Origin of the sequence: Chitinophaga arvensicola (genome assembly GCF_900110835.1) — a bacterium.
GTDB classification, from domain to species: Bacteria; Bacteroidota; Bacteroidia; order Chitinophagales; family Chitinophagaceae; genus Chitinophaga; species Chitinophaga arvensicola.
In genome coordinates, this window is sequence record NZ_FOJG01000002.1 from 258,858 (window position 1) to 277,808 (window position 18,951).

Annotated in this window: 16 protein-coding genes; 8 read left to right on the plus strand and 8 right to left on the minus strand. The window is 47.7% G+C overall.

Going from position 1 to position 18,951, the window contains the following annotated elements; all coding sequences use genetic code 11:
* Positions 1–265: 265 nt before the first annotated feature.
* Together BMW79_RS18335 and BMW79_RS18340 are read left to right on the plus strand one after the other, a co-directional pair.
* Positions 266–3,355, plus strand: a complete 3,090-nt coding sequence (locus tag BMW79_RS18335; protein ID WP_089897113.1) for a SusC/RagA family TonB-linked outer membrane protein — start codon at positions 266–268, stop codon at positions 3,353–3,355.
* A gap of 11 nt (positions 3,356–3,366) precedes the next feature.
* Positions 3,367–4,860 (plus strand): RagB/SusD family nutrient uptake outer membrane protein, encoded by a 1,494-nt coding sequence (locus BMW79_RS18340; protein WP_089897114.1) that lies wholly within the window; start codon positions 3,367–3,369, stop codon positions 4,858–4,860.
* A gap of 63 nt (positions 4,861–4,923) precedes the next feature.
* Here BMW79_RS18340 and BMW79_RS18345 read toward each other — a convergent pair whose 3' ends face one another.
* Positions 4,924–5,487, minus strand: a complete 564-nt coding sequence (locus BMW79_RS18345; RefSeq protein WP_089897115.1) for a methyltransferase family protein — start codon at positions 5,485–5,487, stop codon at positions 4,924–4,926.
* A 98-nt stretch (positions 5,488–5,585) separates the two neighbouring features.
* Between BMW79_RS18345 and trxA the strand changes: the two genes are divergently transcribed.
* Positions 5,586–5,882 carry a thioredoxin gene (trxA, locus tag BMW79_RS18350; protein WP_089897116.1) on the plus strand — a complete coding sequence of 99 codons (297 nt, stop codon included), beginning with the start codon at positions 5,586–5,588 and terminating at the stop codon, positions 5,880–5,882.
* A gap of 42 nt (positions 5,883–5,924) precedes the next feature.
* On the opposite strand, the gene BMW79_RS18355 is transcribed toward trxA, so the two are convergent.
* From BMW79_RS18355 to fbaA, 4 genes are all read right to left on the minus strand, one after another.
* Positions 5,925–7,076: a tetratricopeptide repeat protein gene (locus BMW79_RS18355; RefSeq protein ID WP_089897117.1), complete on the minus strand. Its 1,152-nt coding sequence runs from the start codon at positions 7,074–7,076 to the stop codon at positions 5,925–5,927.
* A 38-nt stretch (positions 7,077–7,114) separates the two neighbouring features.
* Positions 7,115–7,597: an SsrA-binding protein SmpB gene (gene smpB, locus BMW79_RS18360; protein WP_317042909.1), complete on the minus strand. Its 483-nt coding sequence runs from the start codon at positions 7,595–7,597 to the stop codon at positions 7,115–7,117.
* Positions 7,598–7,615: 18 nt separating this feature from the next.
* Positions 7,616–8,464, minus strand: coding sequence for an acetyl-CoA carboxylase, carboxyltransferase subunit beta (gene accD, locus BMW79_RS18365; RefSeq protein WP_089897119.1), 849 nt, complete (start codon positions 8,462–8,464; stop codon positions 7,616–7,618).
* Between the two features lie 198 nt (positions 8,465–8,662).
* Positions 8,663–9,730: a class II fructose-bisphosphate aldolase gene (gene fbaA, locus BMW79_RS18370; protein ID WP_089897120.1), complete on the minus strand. Its 1,068-nt coding sequence runs from the start codon at positions 9,728–9,730 to the stop codon at positions 8,663–8,665.
* A gap of 136 nt (positions 9,731–9,866) precedes the next feature.
* Between fbaA and BMW79_RS18375 the strand changes: the two genes are divergently transcribed.
* A complete protein-coding gene (locus tag BMW79_RS18375; RefSeq protein ID WP_218150379.1) occupies positions 9,867–10,679 on the plus strand; it encodes an alpha/beta fold hydrolase in 813 nt (270 codons plus the stop codon).
* Here the strand turns inward: BMW79_RS18375 and BMW79_RS18380 are convergent.
* The 3 genes from BMW79_RS18380 to BMW79_RS18390 are packed head-to-tail and all read right to left on the minus strand — an operon-like array spanning position 10,676 to position 13,317.
* Positions 10,676–11,116 carry a QcrA and Rieske domain-containing protein gene (locus BMW79_RS18380; RefSeq protein ID WP_089897121.1) on the minus strand — a complete coding sequence of 147 codons (441 nt, stop codon included), beginning with the start codon at positions 11,114–11,116 and terminating at the stop codon, positions 10,676–10,678. The genes BMW79_RS18375 and BMW79_RS18380 overlap by 4 nt on opposite strands.
* 56 nt (positions 11,117–11,172) lie before the next feature.
* Positions 11,173–11,949 carry a helical backbone metal receptor gene (locus BMW79_RS18385; protein ID WP_089897122.1) on the minus strand — a complete coding sequence of 259 codons (777 nt, stop codon included), beginning with the start codon at positions 11,947–11,949 and terminating at the stop codon, positions 11,173–11,175.
* A 9-nt stretch (positions 11,950–11,958) separates the two neighbouring features.
* Positions 11,959–13,317 (minus strand): pyridoxal-phosphate dependent enzyme, encoded by a 1,359-nt coding sequence (locus BMW79_RS18390; protein ID WP_089897123.1) that lies wholly within the window; start codon positions 13,315–13,317, stop codon positions 11,959–11,961.
* Positions 13,318–13,357: 40 nt separating this feature from the next.
* Between BMW79_RS18390 and bioD the strand changes: the two genes are divergently transcribed.
* From bioD to rnr, 4 genes are read left to right on the plus strand one after another with little or no spacing between them, the layout of a single operon-like run.
* Positions 13,358–14,041 (plus strand): dethiobiotin synthase, encoded by a 684-nt coding sequence (gene bioD / locus BMW79_RS18395; protein WP_245752587.1) that lies wholly within the window; start codon positions 13,358–13,360, stop codon positions 14,039–14,041.
* Positions 14,038–14,613 carry a 5-formyltetrahydrofolate cyclo-ligase gene (locus BMW79_RS18400; protein ID WP_089897124.1) on the plus strand — a complete coding sequence of 192 codons (576 nt, stop codon included), beginning with the start codon at positions 14,038–14,040 and terminating at the stop codon, positions 14,611–14,613. Before bioD ends, BMW79_RS18400 begins: the two co-directional genes overlap by 4 nt.
* A 6-nt stretch (positions 14,614–14,619) precedes the next feature.
* Positions 14,620–15,690 (plus strand): tetraacyldisaccharide 4'-kinase, encoded by a 1,071-nt coding sequence (lpxK, locus tag BMW79_RS18405; protein WP_089897125.1) that lies wholly within the window; start codon positions 14,620–14,622, stop codon positions 15,688–15,690.
* 15 nt (positions 15,691–15,705) lie between these two features.
* Complete coding sequence (gene rnr / locus BMW79_RS33920) at positions 15,706–18,930, plus strand: ribonuclease R (RefSeq protein WP_177192242.1); 3,225 nt, start codon at positions 15,706–15,708, stop codon at positions 18,928–18,930.
* Positions 18,931–18,951: the final 21 nt, after the last annotated feature.

Below are 18,951 nucleotides of genomic sequence, written 5' to 3' on the forward strand. Positions count from 1 at the left end.
AATAATTAAAGGTTTGCTTATGGAGAAGATTACCCAACCATATTGTATGCGCAACAGTTGTTGTTGCGTTTAGTATTGACACAAATAAACATTCGTCTGCTTAACCATAGCAGGTTACAACAATTACAATAACTGTCTTCCGGAACTCCGTCTGTACCGGTTTGTAAAACAACAATGGGATACAATGCTATCATGCCTGTGTAACACGGGCAGGGCCTCGTATTGCCAGAAAAACCAGATCACTGCACATTTTCAACATTTTATTATGTTACAACGACTACTCCTCTTTCTACTGCTCATAGGACCCATGGCAGTATTTGCTCAGACACGGACAGTCACCGGCCGTGTGTATTCTGCGAAAGATAATACCCCCTTGCCAGGTGCAACGGTGGTTGTGAAAGGTACTACCAATGGAACCGTTAGCGGTCCTGACGGTAATTTCAGTTTGCAGGTAACTGATCCTGCAGCGACTACACTCGTTATTCGTTTTATCGGACTGGAACAGCAGGAAGTGCCGATCGGCTCAAGCCCTATTAATGTTACGCTCCGCTCTTCCGGTAAGGATATCGATGAAGTGGTGGTAGTGGCTTATGGTACGGCGAAAAAAAGCTCCTATACCGGTTCTGTATCGCAGATAAAAAGCGACGAACTGGTTAACCGGCAGGTATCCAGCGTTACCAAAGCGCTGCAAGGCCTTGCTGCTGGTGTGCAAAGTACTTCTACCAGCGGTCAGCCCGGCTCTGATGCGACCATCCGCATCCGTGGTGTGGGTTCTATCAATGCTTCCGCCGATCCATTATACGTGGTAGATGGAGTACCCTACGGTGGTAGTCTCAACGCCATCAATCCTTATGATATCGAATCCATCAGCGTATTGAAAGATGCCGCGTCCAGCGCGCTGTACGGTTCCCGTGGCGCCAATGGCGTGATTATCATCACAACAAAAAAAGGAAGAAAGCAAGGAAATAATATAGACGTTCGCGTTAGTCAGGGTTATTCTAAAAGAGCCGTTGATGACTACGATCGTGTTAGCACCGACCAATATTTCGAATTATACTGGGAAGCCATCCGAAACGGCGGTTTAACCAGCGGCCTGTCGCCAGCCACTGCAGCACAGCAAGCCAGCAGCAGCATTATCAGGCGTGTGGGGATCAATCCTTACGGCACCGCCTTTCCGCAACCGGTTGGCACAGACGGGAAGCTGGTAGCAGGCGCTAAAGCCCTGTGGAATGATGACTGGGATAAAGGCATGCAACGCACCGGTCACCGTACAGAGGCAAATGCGGCACTGAGCGGCGCTACGGAGAAATCCAGGTATTATATCTCCGGAGGATACCTGGACGATCAGGGTATTTATCTCGCTTCGGGCTTTAAGAGATATAATCTCCGCAGTAATATTGATATCGATGCCAAAAAATGGCTGAAAGTAGGACTGAACCTCAGCGGCACGCACTCTGACCAGGATGCACCTCCGTCAGAAGACAGCCGTTCCGATAACTACGTGAACTACGGCCGCCTCATGTCGAGTTTCTATCCGATTTATCAGCGCGACCGCGCCACCGGCGCCTACCTCCTGGATGCAAACGGCCAGAAGATCTTTGATTTTGGTAGCTATCGCCCCAGTGCAGTAAATACCAATACCAACCTGATCGCTACTTCCGGTATCGACAAACATAAGATGACAAAAGATGATCTCTCTGCCCGCTTATACGGTGAAGCCACCATCTGGCGCGGACTGAAGTTCAAATCCAGTTATAACGCAGACTATTCCGCCCAGCAACAATATGACTATACCAATCCTACCTTAGGCTTCGATGCAGAAGTAGGTGGTAATATTGAAAGACTAAATACCCGCGTGTTCAGCTGGACTTTCAACAACATCCTCACTTACGAGGAAACGTTTAACGAAAAACACCACCTGAGTTTGCTGGCGGGTCAGGAAGCATATAAATACACTACTACTTTCATCGATGGTCAGAAATCGGGCTTCTCCCTGCCGGGTCTCGATGAACTGTCGGATGCCTCCCTGATCAAGGATCTTCAGGGATACACCGATACATACACCCTGTCCAGTTTCCTGGGTCGTGCGGAGTATGATTACCTTGGAAAATATTTCTTATCTGCTTCCCTGCGTCGCGACGGATCTTCCCGTTTCGCACCCGATCACCGCTGGGGTACTTTCTGGTCTGTAGGTGGCTCCTGGAAAGCAACCGAAGAAGATTTTCTGAAAAACAGTTCCTGGCTGAACCTGCTGACGCTCCGCGCCAGCTACGGCGGACAAGGTAATGATAATCTCGGTGATGCAGCCTACTATAACTACTACCCGCTGCTGAATGTAAACAGTAACCTGGGAGAAGGAGGAACTTACCGTCGCCTGTTATACAACCCGCTGCTGAAATGGGAAACAAATCTCAACTTCAATATCGGAGCTGATTTCGGTATGTTCGACAACCGCCTGAGTGGTACCGTGGAATTCTTTCAACGTAAATCAAAAGACCTGCTGTATTCTAAACCGCTCGCGCCATCTTTAGGCTATTCATCTGTGAGTGAAAATATCGGGGCTTTGAAAAATACCGGGTTTGAAGTTAGTCTGCATGGTGTACCGGTAAAAACAAAAGACTTCACCTGGGCGATCGATGTAAACGCTACCCACTATAAAAATAAGATTACAGAATTACCGCAGAAAGAAATTATCAGTGGTACCAAAAAACTCATGGTAGGTAAATCTATCTACGATTTTTATCTCCGTAAATGGGCAGGTGTAAACCCTGAAACAGGGCTGCCATTGTGGTACATTAATAATGCAGATGGCACCAAAGGTACAACCAGCAATTATTCTGCTGCCACCCAATATTACAATGGTTCTTCTTTACCAGATGTATATGGTGGTTTTACCAATACTTTCAGCTACAAGGGCTTCTCGCTGTCGTTCATGATGGTGTACAGTCTTGGTGGTAAAGTACTGGATCAGGATTACCTGTTCCTCCTGGGTACGGGAACATCTGCCGGTCGTCCGTTCAGCACCGAAATGCTGGATCGCTGGACACCAGATCATAAGAACGCCAATGTGCCGAAAATGACTACTGTGCAAACCAACTGGACCTCGGTATCAGACCGTTTCCTGTATGATGCCAGCTATGCGCGTCTGAAAACGCTGAACCTGAGCTACAATCTGCCTAAATCACTGATGGATAAAGCTCATCTCAATAATGTAATGGTATATGTACAGGGTGAAAACCTGTTCACGATCTATAACCACAAAGGCCTGGATCCAGAGCAGTCAGTGGGTGGTACTACGTACTACCGTTACCCCGCTGTCAAATCCATTTCTGCAGGTATTAATCTGAGCTTCTAAAAATTACGACCATGAAAAAGAGTTTATTTTTAATCATACTTTCCGCTTTGGTATTAGGCGCCTGCAACAAGGATTTCCTCGACACAAAGCCAACCAATGCCATACCGGACGACCAGGTATTTAATACCGCCGACAACGTGGAAACCGTGATCAATGGTACCTGGGCTTATATGTTTGAGGAATTTTTCACTTACGCAGTACCAGGTTATAAATCCATTCATCTCACCAGCGACGCCATGGGCAGTGATATCGCCGTTACGCAATCGTATGGGCTGCGTGACGCTTACGGCTACACGGAAATGGTAGATAATACCAAGAACCGTGTTACCGCCTTCTGGACCATCCTCTACAAGGTGATCGATAACTGTAACAATATTATCGCGAAAGTAGACAATGCTACCGGCGATGAAGACAAAAAGAAACGCCTGAAAGGCCAGGCATACGCGCTGCGCGCCAATTGCTACCTCACGCTGGCATCTTTCTACCAGTTTAACAGAACCGGCACGGAAAAAGCAGTGCCTATTTATACAGAACCTTCCGGCCCGACTTCAGTAGGCAAACCGAAAGCTACTGTGGGTGAAGTATACAAACTGGTGATTGATGATCTGCAGAAAGCGTTGCCTTTGCTGACCAACTATCAGCGTAGCGCCACCCAGAAATGGAAGATCGATCTGAACGTAGTGAACGGATTACTGGCACGTGCTTATCTTTACAATCGCCAATGGACTGCCGCTATCACCGCTGCAGTGGCTGCCCGCAACGGCTATCCACTGATGTCCGGCGACGACTATAATAAGGGGTTCAGCGACATCAATAACGGCGAGTGGATCTGGGGACATGCACAAACACCTAACCAGAGTAATGCCAGCTACAACTTCCACTTCCTGGATGTATCCAGCCCTGCGTCTTACTACCAGAGCTTTATGGCAGATCCTTACTTCAAAAATTTCTTCGATAGTGCGGATGTACGTTTCCGTTTGTTCGACTGGGATACTTTACCCGACCAGGAAGGATATCTCCGCTACAAGAAATTCCGCTTCCGTGATGCGGGTGCACTGGTGGGAGATCTCGTGCTGATGCGCTCTGCAGAAATGTATCTTATCGAAGCAGAAGCCTATGCGCAAAGCGGCAACACCGGCAAAGCAGCAGAAGCGCTTAACGTATTGCGTGCGGCACGCAACGCTACGCTGTATAACGGCAACGGCAGCCACCTGGTGGATACCATCCTGGTGGAAAGACGTAAAGAGTTATGGGGAGAAGGTTTTGCACTGTCTGATATTATTCGTACAGGCGGTAGCGTAGTCAGGAAGCCGTTCTTATCCTATAACGGACAGGATAGTATTATCAGTGTACCAAGAGGAGATGGTACTTTTGTAGAAGTGCCGGCGCAGGGACATCTTACGCTGCAACAGCCGGATGGCAAGCCATTCTCCGCCTACAGCAGTTATTATCTCTGGGCCATTCCAATTACGGAATTACAGAATAATCCGAACCTTAATAATTAATCATCATAAAAAAGCCTCCCGTTCATTCCGGAGGCTTTTTTTATAGATGGCGTAGCCAGATAATCAGTAAATCCAGGGAATCAGGCGGCTGGTATGTTTCATGTATGTGGTGTACTCTTCTCCAAACTGAGCCGTTAATACTTTTTCCTCTATATTCATCCGGTATACAAATACCACAAATACCGGTACAAAAGCGATCACTAATCCCAGCCAGTTGTTCACCGATAAACCAAATCCAAGGAAAGATAACAGGGAGCCGGTATAGGAGGGATGGCGCAGGATGCTGTATAGCCCTGTCTTTTTGATGTGGTGGTCTTTACGGATGGTAACATTCACCGTAAACAAGCGCCCCAGTTGCATAATGGCCACAAAACGAAGGATCATTCCCAGCAGTATAACGCTGAGGCCTATACGGTTCATTAACGGTCCGGGTACAATCGGGTAATTGGTTTTCGCAGCAACAATGGATGCGATATTGATAAACACAATGATCACAATCCACATTACAGCCAGGCTGCCTTTGTCCTGCTGTTTCTTATCGTCTGTAGCCTTGCCGCGCAAAATGCGCTGCAGCAGTATTTCAGAAAGGAACCAGGCGAAGTAAATGATAGTTGACAGCGTGATCATAGATAAAAAAGATAAGACAGGTTTATATTTCCAATATATATTATATTTTCTGATTTTCAAAAAGTACGTACTTTGTAACTGGAATCAAAACGTGTGCTATGGAAAACCTGCAAGCAATACTTACTTCATCTACACCGGTACTGATAGATTGTTTCGCTACCTGGTGCGGTCCCTGCAAAATGGTGCCACCTATCCTGAAAGAGGTAAAGGATAAACTAGGGGATCAGATCAGGATCATTAAGATCGATATAGACAGAAATCAGCAACTGGCTGCCCAATGGCAGATCAGCAGCGTGCCTACGTTATTGTTGTTTAAAGATGGGAAGCTGGCCTGGCGCCAAAGTGGGGTAGTACCGGCGCATCAGCTGATACCATTGTTGAAAGAGAAGATATAGAAAAAGGCTCCGGATGAGGGAGCCTTTTAAAAGAGTATATTCTTAAATCCTGCTATAAAAACTCTGCAGATCCCTGGCCAGCACATCATAAATAGGCCGTGTAAACTCCATAAACAACTCCGTTGGTGGCGGAGGGGCCATATCCACACCACCCATCAGCCGTTTATCTTCATCGCTGAGCGCCCTTTCATCTCCTTTGAAGGTGCCATATTGATTCAACCAGGTATAACTGCCAGGTATGCGGTCTGTTCGCAGTACCTGCCAGTTGTTGGTGTTGGTGATGCGATAATCCAGCAGTCCTTTTGATACTACGGTTTTCTTGGTGATATACAGGGTGGCTTTAACGGTTTTATAAAGATTGATTTCTTTGCCGGTAGTATCTTTCGTGGTACCGACTATAATTTCTTTTGACACATCCCGCTCAATACGATCTACATAGGTTTGTCCGACTACAAAATCGAAGAAGCGTAGTTCAATATATTCATCGGGGTAGAGGTTCGCGTTTTTTACGACTCTTTCATCATAAAACTGTACAAACTGGTTGATATTACGTTGTTGCAGGTTCCGGATGAGATAGTCGCGGAACTGGTCTGCGCTGAACTGGAAGTAAGTGGAACGTACTTCAATCTGACTTACGGCAACATTGACTACACCCAATTGAAATGCTTCGTCCCTGCGTTGTTTGGTATCGCGGTAATTAGGAATCAGTTGCAGGGCTGCGCCAAATTCATCATACGCTTCGCGGGCGCTGGCCTTATCGCCCTTTTCCAACAGGTCCATACCCCGGTTATAACGTATTTCTGCGGCGTTTTCCTGGGCGCCGGTGATGGCATCGCGATAGTCCTTCGGCTGCACTACTTTCAGGGCAGCAGGGGAGCTGTGAATAGCGGTATAAAGCGATTGTAAGGAGCGGTATTCATTTCTGACATGTTCCCACTTCAGGTCATCGTTGGAACGGAGGTAGCTGTTTACCCGGTCTTCCCGCATTCCCTGGGCCTGCCGGTATGCTTCTGGTAATAGTCTTGCGGCAGTGGCATCCTGGGGCTTACGCTGCAGTTTTTTTACAAAGGCGTTGACGGCTTCGTCGTACCGGCCTTTGTTATATAATTTTTCACCCGATTTGCAGGAAAGAAGGAGGGTATAGAGAAGAATGGCTACAATACTTGCCAGCTGCGGGAATGCTAACTTTTTCAATGGGATTGTTTTATAAGGATATGCCAGGTATGCTGTATTTATTTGAATTGTCTTCTCAGCTCTCTGTCTGCTTCCCTTTCTTTGATGGAGTCACGTTTGTCATGCAGCTTCTTTCCTTTACCAATACCAATTTCCAGCTTTGCCAGGCTTTTATCGGTAATGAACATACGAAGCGGCACGATGGTATAGCCACGTTCTTTCATTTTATTTTCCAGCTTTCTCAGTTCCCTTTTGGTCAGGAGCAGTTTACGTTCCCTTAAGGGGTCATGATTGGAAGAAGTGCCATGGGAATATTCTGCTATATGCAGACTTTTCACATACAATTCTCCTTTGGAAAAATAGCAGAATGAATCGTTGAAGCTTACTTTATTGGCACGGATCGACTTGATCTCTGTACCCAGCAAAACCATTCCTGCAATATATTTATCTTCTATTGCGTACTCAAAATATGCCGATCTGTTCTTTAATTCTGCCATTTGTCTTTGCGCTTGGTTAATAGCAGTCAGCCATTCGTAATGAATGGCTGACTGGCTAAAAGCTTAATTTTTAAAGATGGTCAGCAAACTTGCCAATCTCGTCTTCAATTCTTTTCTATCCATAATGAAGTCCAGGAAACCGTGATCCAGCAGGAACTCGGCGCTTTGGAAACCAGCAGGTAAATCTTTCTTAATAGTTTCTTTAATGATCCTAGGACCGGCAAAGCCGATCAGAGCGCCGGGTTCTGCGATGTTCAGGTCGCCCAGCATGGCATAGGAGGCGGTAACGCCACCGGTAGTAGGATCCGTCATTAAAGAAATGTAGGGGAGACGTGCATCTGCCAGTTGTGTCAGCTTAGCCGATGTTTTGGCCATCTGCATCAGGGAGAACGCACTTTCCATCATACGGGCGCCGCCGGACTTGGAAATGATCATCAGCGGCATTTTGTGCAAAATGCAGTAGTCGATAGAACGGGCTATCTTTTCACCTACTACAGAGCCCATAGAGCCACCAATAAAGTTAAAGTCCATACAGGCCACAACCAGGTCGTTGCCCAGCACCTTGCCGGTACCTACAGTCATCGCATCTTTCAGCCCGGATTTCTTCTGGGCATCCTTCAGCCTGTCGCCATAAGGTTTCAGATCTTTAAAGCCCAGGAAGTCTGTTGGGTAAATATTTGGGAACAGTTCCTCGAACTGATTGTTATCAAATATGATCTCAAAATACTCTGCGGAGTTGATACGGTTGTGATAATTACACTTATCACAAACATAGAAATGCTCCCTCAGATCCTTTACGGTGGTGGTTTTTTTACAGTTAGGACACTTGTGCCACAATCCATCCGGTGCTTCTTTCTTTTCACTGGTGGTGGTAGAGATGCCTTGTTTAATTCGCTTAAACCAGCTTGACATATTTTACTATTAGATTAGAAAATAGTGGTGCAAGATACGAATTATCGTATAAAGCCAAAAACATATAGGGAAAAGTATCAAGTTTAACGTAAAAAGCAAAAAGCTATTGTAGCGGAGATAATAACATATACGTATTATATATTATCGCTTTTCCCGGCTACAATAGCTTTTTGCCTTATCTGGTAAACTATCGTTGAACTATGCGTTTCTGTTGATGCAGTTCAGATCTCTGAACGCTTCTTCGAGGCGTTTAACAAAGGTTTCTTCACCTTTGCGCAGCCATACGCGCGGATCGTAGTATTTTTTATTTGGCTTGTCAGCACCTTCCGGGTTACCCAGCTGTGCCTGCAGGTAATCTTTCTTTGCTTCGTAGAAGTCGTGGATACCTTCCCAGAATGCCCACTGCATATCTGTATCAAGGTTCATCTTGATAACGCCATAACCCAGTGCTTCTGTGATCTGGTGCTTAGGAGAACCGCTACCACCGTGGAATACATAGTAAACTGGTTTAGCAGCTGTTTTGTACTTTTCCTGGATGAATTCCTGGCTGTTGTGCAGAATCACCGGACGCAGTTCTACGTTACCTGGAGAATATACACCATGAACGTTACCAAAAGCAGCAGCCACGGTGAAACGGGGACCTACTTTAGATAAGATTTCATAAGCATAGGCTACTTCTTCAGGCTGGGTATACAACTTGGAGTTGTCGATACCGGAATTGTCCACACCATCTTCTTCACCACCGGTTACACCCAGTTCGATTTCGATGGACATGCCCAGTTTATTCATTCTCTCAAAATATTTGTGAGATATTTCAATATTCTCTGCAATCGGCTCTTCAGAAAGATCCAGCATGTGAGAACTGTACAGGGGCTGACCTGTTTGTTTGAAGTGTTGCTCACCCGCATCCAGCAAACCGTCGATCCATGGCAGCCATTTTTTAGCAGCGTGATCTGTGTGCAGTACTACCGGAACACCATAATATTTTGCTACTTCATGTACATGCTTTGCACCGGAGATACCACCTGCAATGTTCGCCTGCAGTTTATCGTTCGGCATGCCTTTACCGGCAAAAAATTGTGCACCACCGTTAGAAAACTGAATAATAACCGGTGAATTTACTTTAGCAGCTGTTTCCAGTACCGCATTCACGGAGTTAGTTCCCACAACATTTACGGCAGGCATAGCAAATCCGTTGTCTTTGGCATCGTTATACAGCGCATCCAGCTCTTCGCCGAATAATACGCCAGCTCTGTATTTTCCCATACTCTGATATGTGTTTTATTTTTTAGGAAAGCAAATATAAGGAGTTAAATAGAAGATTTATAGCGAAAAGTAAGCGCTTACGTATTAATTCTACCAGCAGAAAAATGTATTTTACCCGATCTCAATCCGGTTCCGTATGAAATCAACATTGTTTTTCCTGTTCCTGTTTTTCCTGCAAATGCCCGCTGTTAGCGCATCTGCTGTAGATGCTCCCGATTCACTCCAATACTATACCTCGTTTGATGGTACGCGTATTCACTACACGATTACCGGTACCGGCGCCCCGGTATTATTGGTGCATGGGTTTATTGTAAACGGAGATTCCTGGAAAAAAACAGCCCTGTACGACTCCCTGTTGCTCCATGGGTATAAAGTAATTACCCTGGATCTGAGAGGAAACGGCGCTTCTGATCATCCACATGATAGCCTCGCTTACCTGGATGACGCAGAAACAAAAGATATTATGGGATTGATGACCTTTCTTAATATTAATAACTACCAGGCGGTTGGCTATTCCCGGGGAGCCATTATTGTATCCCGCTTGCTGGTGCTGGATGCGCGGGTCCGCAGCGCTGTGATGGGAGGGATGGGAACCGCTTTCACTGACCCAGCCTGGCCCAGACGTCAGCGCTTTTATGAAGCCCTTTCCGGAAAAGATGTGCCGGAACTGGCCGCCATGGTAAAGAATGTACAACAATCGGGGCTCGATCAGCGTGCCCTGGCACTGATGCAGTTCGGCCAGCCCACTTCTACACCACAGGAACTGGCCGGCGTGCATCAGCCGGTATTGGTTATCGGAGGAGATAAAGACGAAGATAATGATACCGGTGGCTCACTCGCAGCCATGATGCCGGCAGGTATGCACGGTACAGTGGCAGGAGATCATAACAGCGTAGTTCGTTCTGTTCCCTTTGCTTCATGGGTGCTGGATTTTCTGCACAACCATTAACTCACGGTCAGCGAATTGCCGTCTACCTTAATGGTATAAGCCGCCAATGCAGCGGTAGCAGGACCGGTATTCACAGCGCCGGAAGTAGTATAACGGCTGCCATGGCCGCAGGGCGCATTGCATTCTATTAATTTGGAAGTGTTGTTGAAGGTGGCCACCGTACATCCCTGATGCGTACAGGTGCTGGAGAGCGCAGAGAATGATGCCGCTGTATTGCCGGTAGCAGTGCGGATGATGATGACTCCATTCTCAATTTTGAAATCTCCTACATTAGGCAGATCCGAGACGAGGTTCAGTGTGAGTTTCGCACTACCGCCACCGGGCGTGGGAGGTGGTGTATCACTACCTCCGCCTCCTTTACTGCAGGCGGCTAATCCGGCCGTACATGCCAGTGCAAAGGTGAGTCCTAAGTTGGATACAAAAGCTCTTCTTTCCATAGAAATTGCGTTTATATTGAGTACGCAGCCGGAAAGAAGAACGTTGCCTCCGGAAATTATTTTTCTATCAGGGATTGGAAATAAGCAGGCGCAGCTAACAACCGGCTGCCATACCAGGAAAACATTTCGCCATCTGCCAGCAGGATCTCTGCATCCGGCAGTATTGCCTGTAATTCCGCAATATGTTTTTCTTTAAAAGGATAAGGTTCTGAAGAAAGCAACACCCGCCGGCAACCCGTGGCTGCCAGCTGTTCCGGCGTGATGGCCGGATAACGGCGCAAATCCCCGAATACGTTCGGAAACCCGCATAGCGTCAGCATCTGGTGGATAAAAGTGTCACCACCCGCCACCATCCAGGGATCCCGCCAGATAAAGTAGGCCGTGGGGACAGGAGTGGGCGCTGGTTGCAAAGCGACAAAACCAGCTTTTATTTTTGTAAGTAAATCGGCCGCAACGGCCGCACGATCGGTAACAGCGCCAATGCCGGTGATCATCTCAAAAGCGTCGTCCAGTGTGGCGATATCACTGACCCATACGGGGTAATCGGCCATCAGGGCCTCTACATCGGCTGCCAGGTTTTCTTCTTTGTTGGCAATAATCAGATCCGGCGACAGCTGTTGTATAATAGCTGCATGTACATTTTTAGTACCACCCACCCTGGTTTTTTCACGGAACCACGTAGACGGATGTACGCAGAATTTTGTAATCCCCACTACTTCTTTCTCCAACCCGAGGGAATACAATAGTTCCGTTTGCGAAGGCACCAGCGAAATAATCCGCTGTGGCGGCTTTTCAAGTAATATCTGCCTGTTGAGCTGATCAGTAAACAACATATCTTTCTTTTATCTGCCCAATGCCTGGATAATATCATACTTCGTCACGATGTGATGATTACCACTGTCGTCTTTTGTCAGCACCGCGCCGTTTTCCCGGTTGATGTATACGGATAGTTTTTCTATCGGCGTATCCTGGCTCACCAACGGGAAGGATGTCTGCATCACCTGCTTTACCAGCGCGTCTTTCAGGTTGCCGTCATCAATCAGGCGATTGAATAATCCATTCTCAGAAATGGCGCCGATCATTTCTCCGCCCTTCTCTACCGGGATATGTTCGATGTCGTATTTTTTCATACGGGCAATGGCTTCGCTTACTTTTTCATCGGCACCGATCGTTACCAGCGGCTGATTTCTGCGTCCGTTGATGACGTCTTTTACGGTTTTTACATCGAGGAAACCACGTTCCATCATCCACTGGTCATTGTATATTTTTCCTACATAGCGACTGCCATGATCGTGAAAAATAACGACCACCACATCCGTAGGTTTCAGATTTTCTTTCAGTTGTAAAATTCCGGCTATGGCGGATCCGGCCGAGTAACCCACGAAAATACCTTCTTCTTTGGTGATACGCCTTGCCATCACAGCAGCATCTTTATCTGTTACTTTTTCAAACTTGTCGATCACTTTCATGTCGTAGTTCTCCGGCACAAAATCTTCCCCGATACCCTCTGTAATATAAGGATACACCTCACTCATGTCAATAACGCCGGTTTCAAAATATTTTTTTAATAAGGAGCCGTAACTGTCGATTGCCCATACTTTGATAGCAGGATTTTTTTCTTTGAGGTATTTTCCGGTGCCGGTTACAGTACCGCCAGTGCCGGTGGCCACTACGAGGTGCGTAATTTTTCCGTCGGTCTGTTCCCATATTTCAGGCCCGGTTTGTTCATAATGGGCATCCCGGTTGGCGAGGTTGTCGTACTGATTTACATAAAACGAATTGGGCACTTCTGTGGCCAGTCTTTTGGATACAGAGTAGTAAGAGCGCGGATCTTCGGGCTCCACGTTTGTTGGGCAAACAATAACTTCTGCGCCTACTGCTTTCAGGATATCTACTTTTTCCTTAGACTGTTTATCGGTGGTAGTGAAAATACATTTATAACCCCGGATAATAGCTGCCAGCGCGAGTCCCATCCCGGTATTACCGGAAGTGCCTTCAATGAGGGTGCCACCTGGTTTCAGCAGGCCTTTCTGTTCTGCTACATCCACCATTTTAACGGCCATGCGGTCTTTGATCGAGTTGCCCGGATTGAAAAACTCCACTTTTGCCAGTACCGTACAGGGGAGGGTAGCCGTAACGCGGTGCAACTTGATCATTGGTGTATTTCCTATCGTTTCGAGTATGTTATCGCAGTATTTCATAAAAAATGAGGTTGTATGGTTACGAAAATACGGAATTGAAATGAGACGCGATGCCGATCGCCTCCGTATATTTGCAGTGATGAGTGAACGAATTTTTATTACCGGTATAGGTACCGGCGTAGGAAAAACCATTACTGCTGCCTGTGTAACGGAGGCCTTGTGCGCCGATTACTGGAAACCTGTACAAACAGGTTTAATGGAAGGCACAGATACTGATACCGTATTATCCTTATTGTCAAACGGGGTGTCAGTTTGTCATCCCGAGGCGTGGCGACTGGAAGCTCCTGCTTCCCCCCATCTGGCGGCCCGGCTGGAGCAAACCCATATTGATACCGGCCGTATCCTGCAACTGGCGGATCAGTATCAGCCGGCAGACCGTGCACTGGTAATGGAAGGTGCCGGCGGCCTGATGGTGCCGGTAAACGAGGAAGTATTTACGCTGGACCTGATCCTGGCGCTGAAGGCCAGGGTATTGATTGTAGCGCAGAATTACCTCGGCAGTATCAACCATGCCATGCTCACTGCACGTATGCTGCAACATACAGGCATACCCGTTATTGGATGGGTATTTGGCGGCGATTATCATACCAATGAAGACGATGTAGTGAAGTGGAGCGGCTACCCTAAAGCAGGCCGTATTCCGCTGACAGATAAGGTAGATAAGGCATTTATTCAACAACAGGCACAGTTGTTGACTACTTCGCTGCATAGTTTACTGGCATGACCACGAAGAAGGATATACGAAAACATTTCCTTGAGCTGAGGCTTAACCTGGATGACGTTGCTGCAGTTGCCCTGAACGCGCAACTGGAAAGGAATGCGCGGCAATTGGATTACAGTGGCATCCGCAAGGCGCATATCTTTCTTCCCATCTCCGAAAAAAAAGAAGTGGATACCTGGCCGCTGGTAAAGGCATTACGGACAGAATGGCCGGAAATGGAATGGGTGCTGTCCCGCTCCGATATGAAAACCGGGGAGATGATCCACATTTTATGGAAACCCAATACGGTACTCGTAAAAAATAAGTTTGGGATCCCGGAACCGGATCAGGGGGAGGAAGTGCCTCCGGCAGACATAGACCTTGTATTTGTACCTTTGCTGGCATTCGATCATCAGGGACACCGGGTAGGATACGGCAAAGGGATGTACGACCGTTTCCTCAAAGCCTGCCGGCCGGATATACGCACCATTGGCCTGTCGTTGTTTGGACCCGTTCCGCAGATCGAAGACACTGATCCCTGGGATATCCCGCTGCAGACAGTGGTTTCCCCCGATCAGATTTATCAATTTAAATAAACAACCGTGTTGAAATACCTGAAGATTCTTTTATATCCCTTTTCCCTGCTCTATGGCCTGGTGATGTGGCTGCGGAACCGTTTTTACGACAAGGGATTACTCACCGCCGTGGAGTTCGACATCCCAGTAATAGCCGCTGGCAACCTGTCTGTAGGCGGCACCGGGAAAACACCACACGTGGAATATATGATCCGGTTACTGAAGGATCACCTGAAAGTGGCTACCCTGAGCCGGGGCTATAACCGCCGTACCAGTGGTTACCTGCTGGCAGATGAAAAAAGCACAGCTGCCGATATTGGCGATGAACCGATGCAGTTTCATGATAAATTTCCCGATATTAGCGTATGTGTAGGAGAAGAGCGGATGCTGGCTATTCCGCAGCTGCTGGGCGATGAACCTGATACCCAGGTGGTGCTGCTGGATGATGCCTTTCAGCATCGCTCCATCAAACCGGGATTAAATATCATGATCACCGATTACAGCCGGCTGTTTACACGGGATCATGTAGTGCCTTTCGGCCGTTTGCGGGAAGGCCGCAAGGGATATCACCGGGCAGATTGTATCATTGTATCCAAGTGTCCGCCGGCCATGAGCGTGGCAGAGAAGCAGGCTTTGGAAAAAGAAATTAACCCGTTGCCACATCAGCGGCTCTTTTTCACTACCTTGCAATACGGCGCCCTGTCCGATATGATCACGCATCAACCGGTAGAAATCACCCCATCAGTTACCGTATTGCTGGCGTGTGGTATCGCAAGGCCCGAACCATTGCTCGACGAATTGAAACGACGTTACGAAAGTGTATATCTCTTATCTTTTCCCGATCATTATTACTATACGGAAAAGGATATACTAAAAATCAAAAAAGAATGCAGCGATTTGCCCGGTCCGGAAAAGATTGTCATTACCACAGAAAAGGATGCGGTAAGACTACATCTGCTCAAAGGAATGCTGGCAGAACAAAACCTGCAGATAGCTGTTATGCCTGTGGAGGTCGCATTCCTCTTCGGCGAAGCAGAATTATTTAATAACTTTATTTTTGACTACATCGCCAGGCACCTGCCGGCTTACGGTCAATAATAACTTACGACTAACATGAGTAGAAAAAAGAAAAATAAAAAAGGCGGTCATCATAACAACCCCAATACCCCCCAAAACCATAGCCAGAAAAAAACCTTTAAAGGTGTGGTGGAAGTAACAAAGTCCGGAATGGCCTTTGTTATCGTGGATGGCCTTACGAAGGACATAATGGTAAAGCAGAAGAACCTGCATACCGCTCTCGATAAAGATGAAGTGCTGGTAGACGTGCTGAAACAGGTGCGTGGTGAAGGCCGCATGGAAGGCATTGTAACGGATATCCTTAAACGAAATAAAACCGAATTTACCGGTACCCTGCAGGTCAGCAAAAGCTTTGCTTTCCTGATTCCCGAAAAGGGATTGTTTATGCCGGATATCTACATTCCCGCCAACTCCCTCGGAGCCGCCAAAAGCGGTGACAAAGCCGTTGTGAAGATAGTGGCCTGGGGAGAGAAATCCCGCAAACCGGTAGGAGAGATCGTGGAAATCCTGGATGCCAGCGATACCAACGACCTCGCTATGAAGGAAATCCTTATCGAAGCAGGATTCCCGCTCAATTTCCCTAAAGAAGTACTTGCAGAACTGGATTCCATCCAGGAAAATATCTCCGAAGAAGAAATCGCCAAAAGGAAAGATATCCGCAAATTCCTGACCATGACCATCGATCCGGTGGATGCCAAGGACTTTGATGATGCCATCTCCATCAGGCTGCTCAAAAGCGGATTGTATGAACTGGGCGTACATATTGCCGATGTAAGTCATTATGTATTACCCGGCACTGAACTGGATAAAGAAGCAGATAAACGCGCTACATCGGTTTACCTGCCGGATCGCGTATTGCCGATGTTGCCGGAGAAAATCTCCAATGAACTTTGTTCCCTGCGCCCGCATGAAGATAAACTGACCTTCTCCGCGATGTTCCAGATGAATGAAAAAGGAGAGATCAAACAGCACTGGATCGGTCGTACCGTCATCCATTCTGATCACCGCTTTACCTATGAAGAAGTCCAGGAGATCATCGAAACAAAAGCCGGCGGACCATACAGGAATGAAATCCTGCTGCTGAATAAAATAGCTCAAACCCTTCGTGCGCAGCGTTTCGCCCATGGAGCGATCAACTTCTCTTCACAGGAAGTACGCTTTAAGCTGGATGAAACCGGCAAGCCGGTTGGTATTGTGGTAAAGGAAAGCAAGGAAGCACACCAGCTGATCGAAGAGTTTATGCTGCTGGCCAACAAAACCATCGCGGCATACGTAGGCAAACTCCGGATTAACAAGCAACCTATTCCGTTCCCTTATCGTGTGCACGATACGCCGGATCCGGAAAAACTGAAGACCTTCGCGCTTTTCGCCGGAAAATTCGGGTATAAATTCGACCTCAGTTCACCGGAAAGTATTGCCAGCTCGTTCAACAACCTGTTGCTGAATGTAAAAGGCAAACCGGAACAACCCGTGCTCGAAACACTCGGTATCCGTACAATGGCCAAAGCCATTTACACCGTAAACAATGTGGGCCACTACGGACTCGGTTTCGAAGACTACTGTCACTTCACGTCTCCGATCCGCCGTTACCCCGATGTACTCGTACACCGCGTACTGGCAGAATGCCTCGCCAACAGCGTGCGCCCCGACAAGCAGATGGAGCAGAAATGCAAACACAGCTCTGAAATGGAACGCAAAGCGATGGAAGCGGAGAGGGCCGGCAACAAATACAAACAGGTGGAATACATGCAGCAATTTATTGGTCATACCTTCGAGGGCGTGATCAGCGGCGTGGCACATTTCGGCTTCTGGGTGGAAACTATGGACACCAAATGTGAAGGTCTCATCAGTATTCACAACCTCAACAAAAGAGAAGAATTTCAATATAACGAAGGCGAATACGCCCTGGTTGGCCAGAGCACCGGCCGCAAATTCCGTATAGGCGAAAAGGTAAGTATCCGCGTAGTAGCCGCCAGCCTGGCTAAACGTCAGCTGGACTACGACCTGGAGGATGAACTGACCGGAACCGGCACTCCCGCTGCTGCATTCCCGCAGAAGCGCCGGGAAGACCGTCGTGATGACCGTAAAGACCGCCATAGAGGTGATCGTCGGGAAGACCGCAATCGGGACGACCGGAAGAAAAAGAAAGACAAACAACGTCCGTATAAACCATGGGAACAGCAAGCCGCTGAAGCGCCAAAAGCGCCACAGGTATCGCTCAGCGAACCCAAACCAGCACCGGTAGTAGACCAGGTAGTAGCAGAAACCCATGTGGTGCCGGTTATCCAGGATACGCCTGTGACCAGCACTCCGGTATCTGCACCAGTGGAAACACCTGCACCAGCTCCGGTTCCTAAGAAGAAAGAGAAAAAAGTAGTGAAACAGGTTAGACCTGCTGCGGAAGAAAAGGAAGTAGCTGCACCAGCTCCCGTACAGGAGAAGGAAGTGGTTACAAAAGTACTGCCTAAACCCGCACCGGTTGCGGAAACAGCACCTGCTGCCAAAGCACCTGTGAAGAAAGTAACAGAAAAACAGGCGCCTGCACAGAAAGTGGTGGCTAAACCCGCCCCGGTGGTTAAAGCACCAGCTAAGAAAGCGGTAGTGAAACCTGCACCTGCTGCTAAAGCTCCGGCTAAAAAAGCAGCACCAGCGAAGAAAGAGGCTGCAAAACCAGTAGCTAAGAAAGCAGCACCAGCGAAAAAAGCGGCTGCAAAACCAGTAGCTAAGAAAGCAGCACCAGCGAAAAAAGCGGCTGCAAAACCAGTAGCTAAGAAAGCAGTACCAGCGAAGAAAGCCGCTGCAAAACCAGTAGCCAAGAAAGCGGTACCAGCGAAGAAGGCCGCTGCAAAACCAGTAGCTAAGAAAGCAGTACCAGCGAAAAAAGCCGCTGCAAAACCAGTAGCTAAGAAAGCAGTACCAGCGAAGAAAGCCGCTGCAAAGCCAGTCGCTAAGAAAGTGGTACCAGCGAAGAAAGCCGCTGCAAAACCAGTAGCTAAGAAAGCGGTACCGGCGAAGAAGACCGCTGCAAAGCCTGTCGCTAAGAAAGTGGTACCAGCGAAGAAAGCTGCTGCGAAACCAGTAGCTAAGAAAGCAGTACCGGCGAAGAAAGCTGCTGCGAAACCAGTAGCTAAGAAAGCAGTACCGGCGAAAAAAGCTGCTGCGAAACCAGTCACTAAGAAAGCAGTACCGGCGAAGAAGGCCGCTGCGAAACCGGTAGCGAAGAAAGCATCAGACAAAAACAAATCAAAGAAAAAGAAGTAAATAATAAAACACGAGCCACCA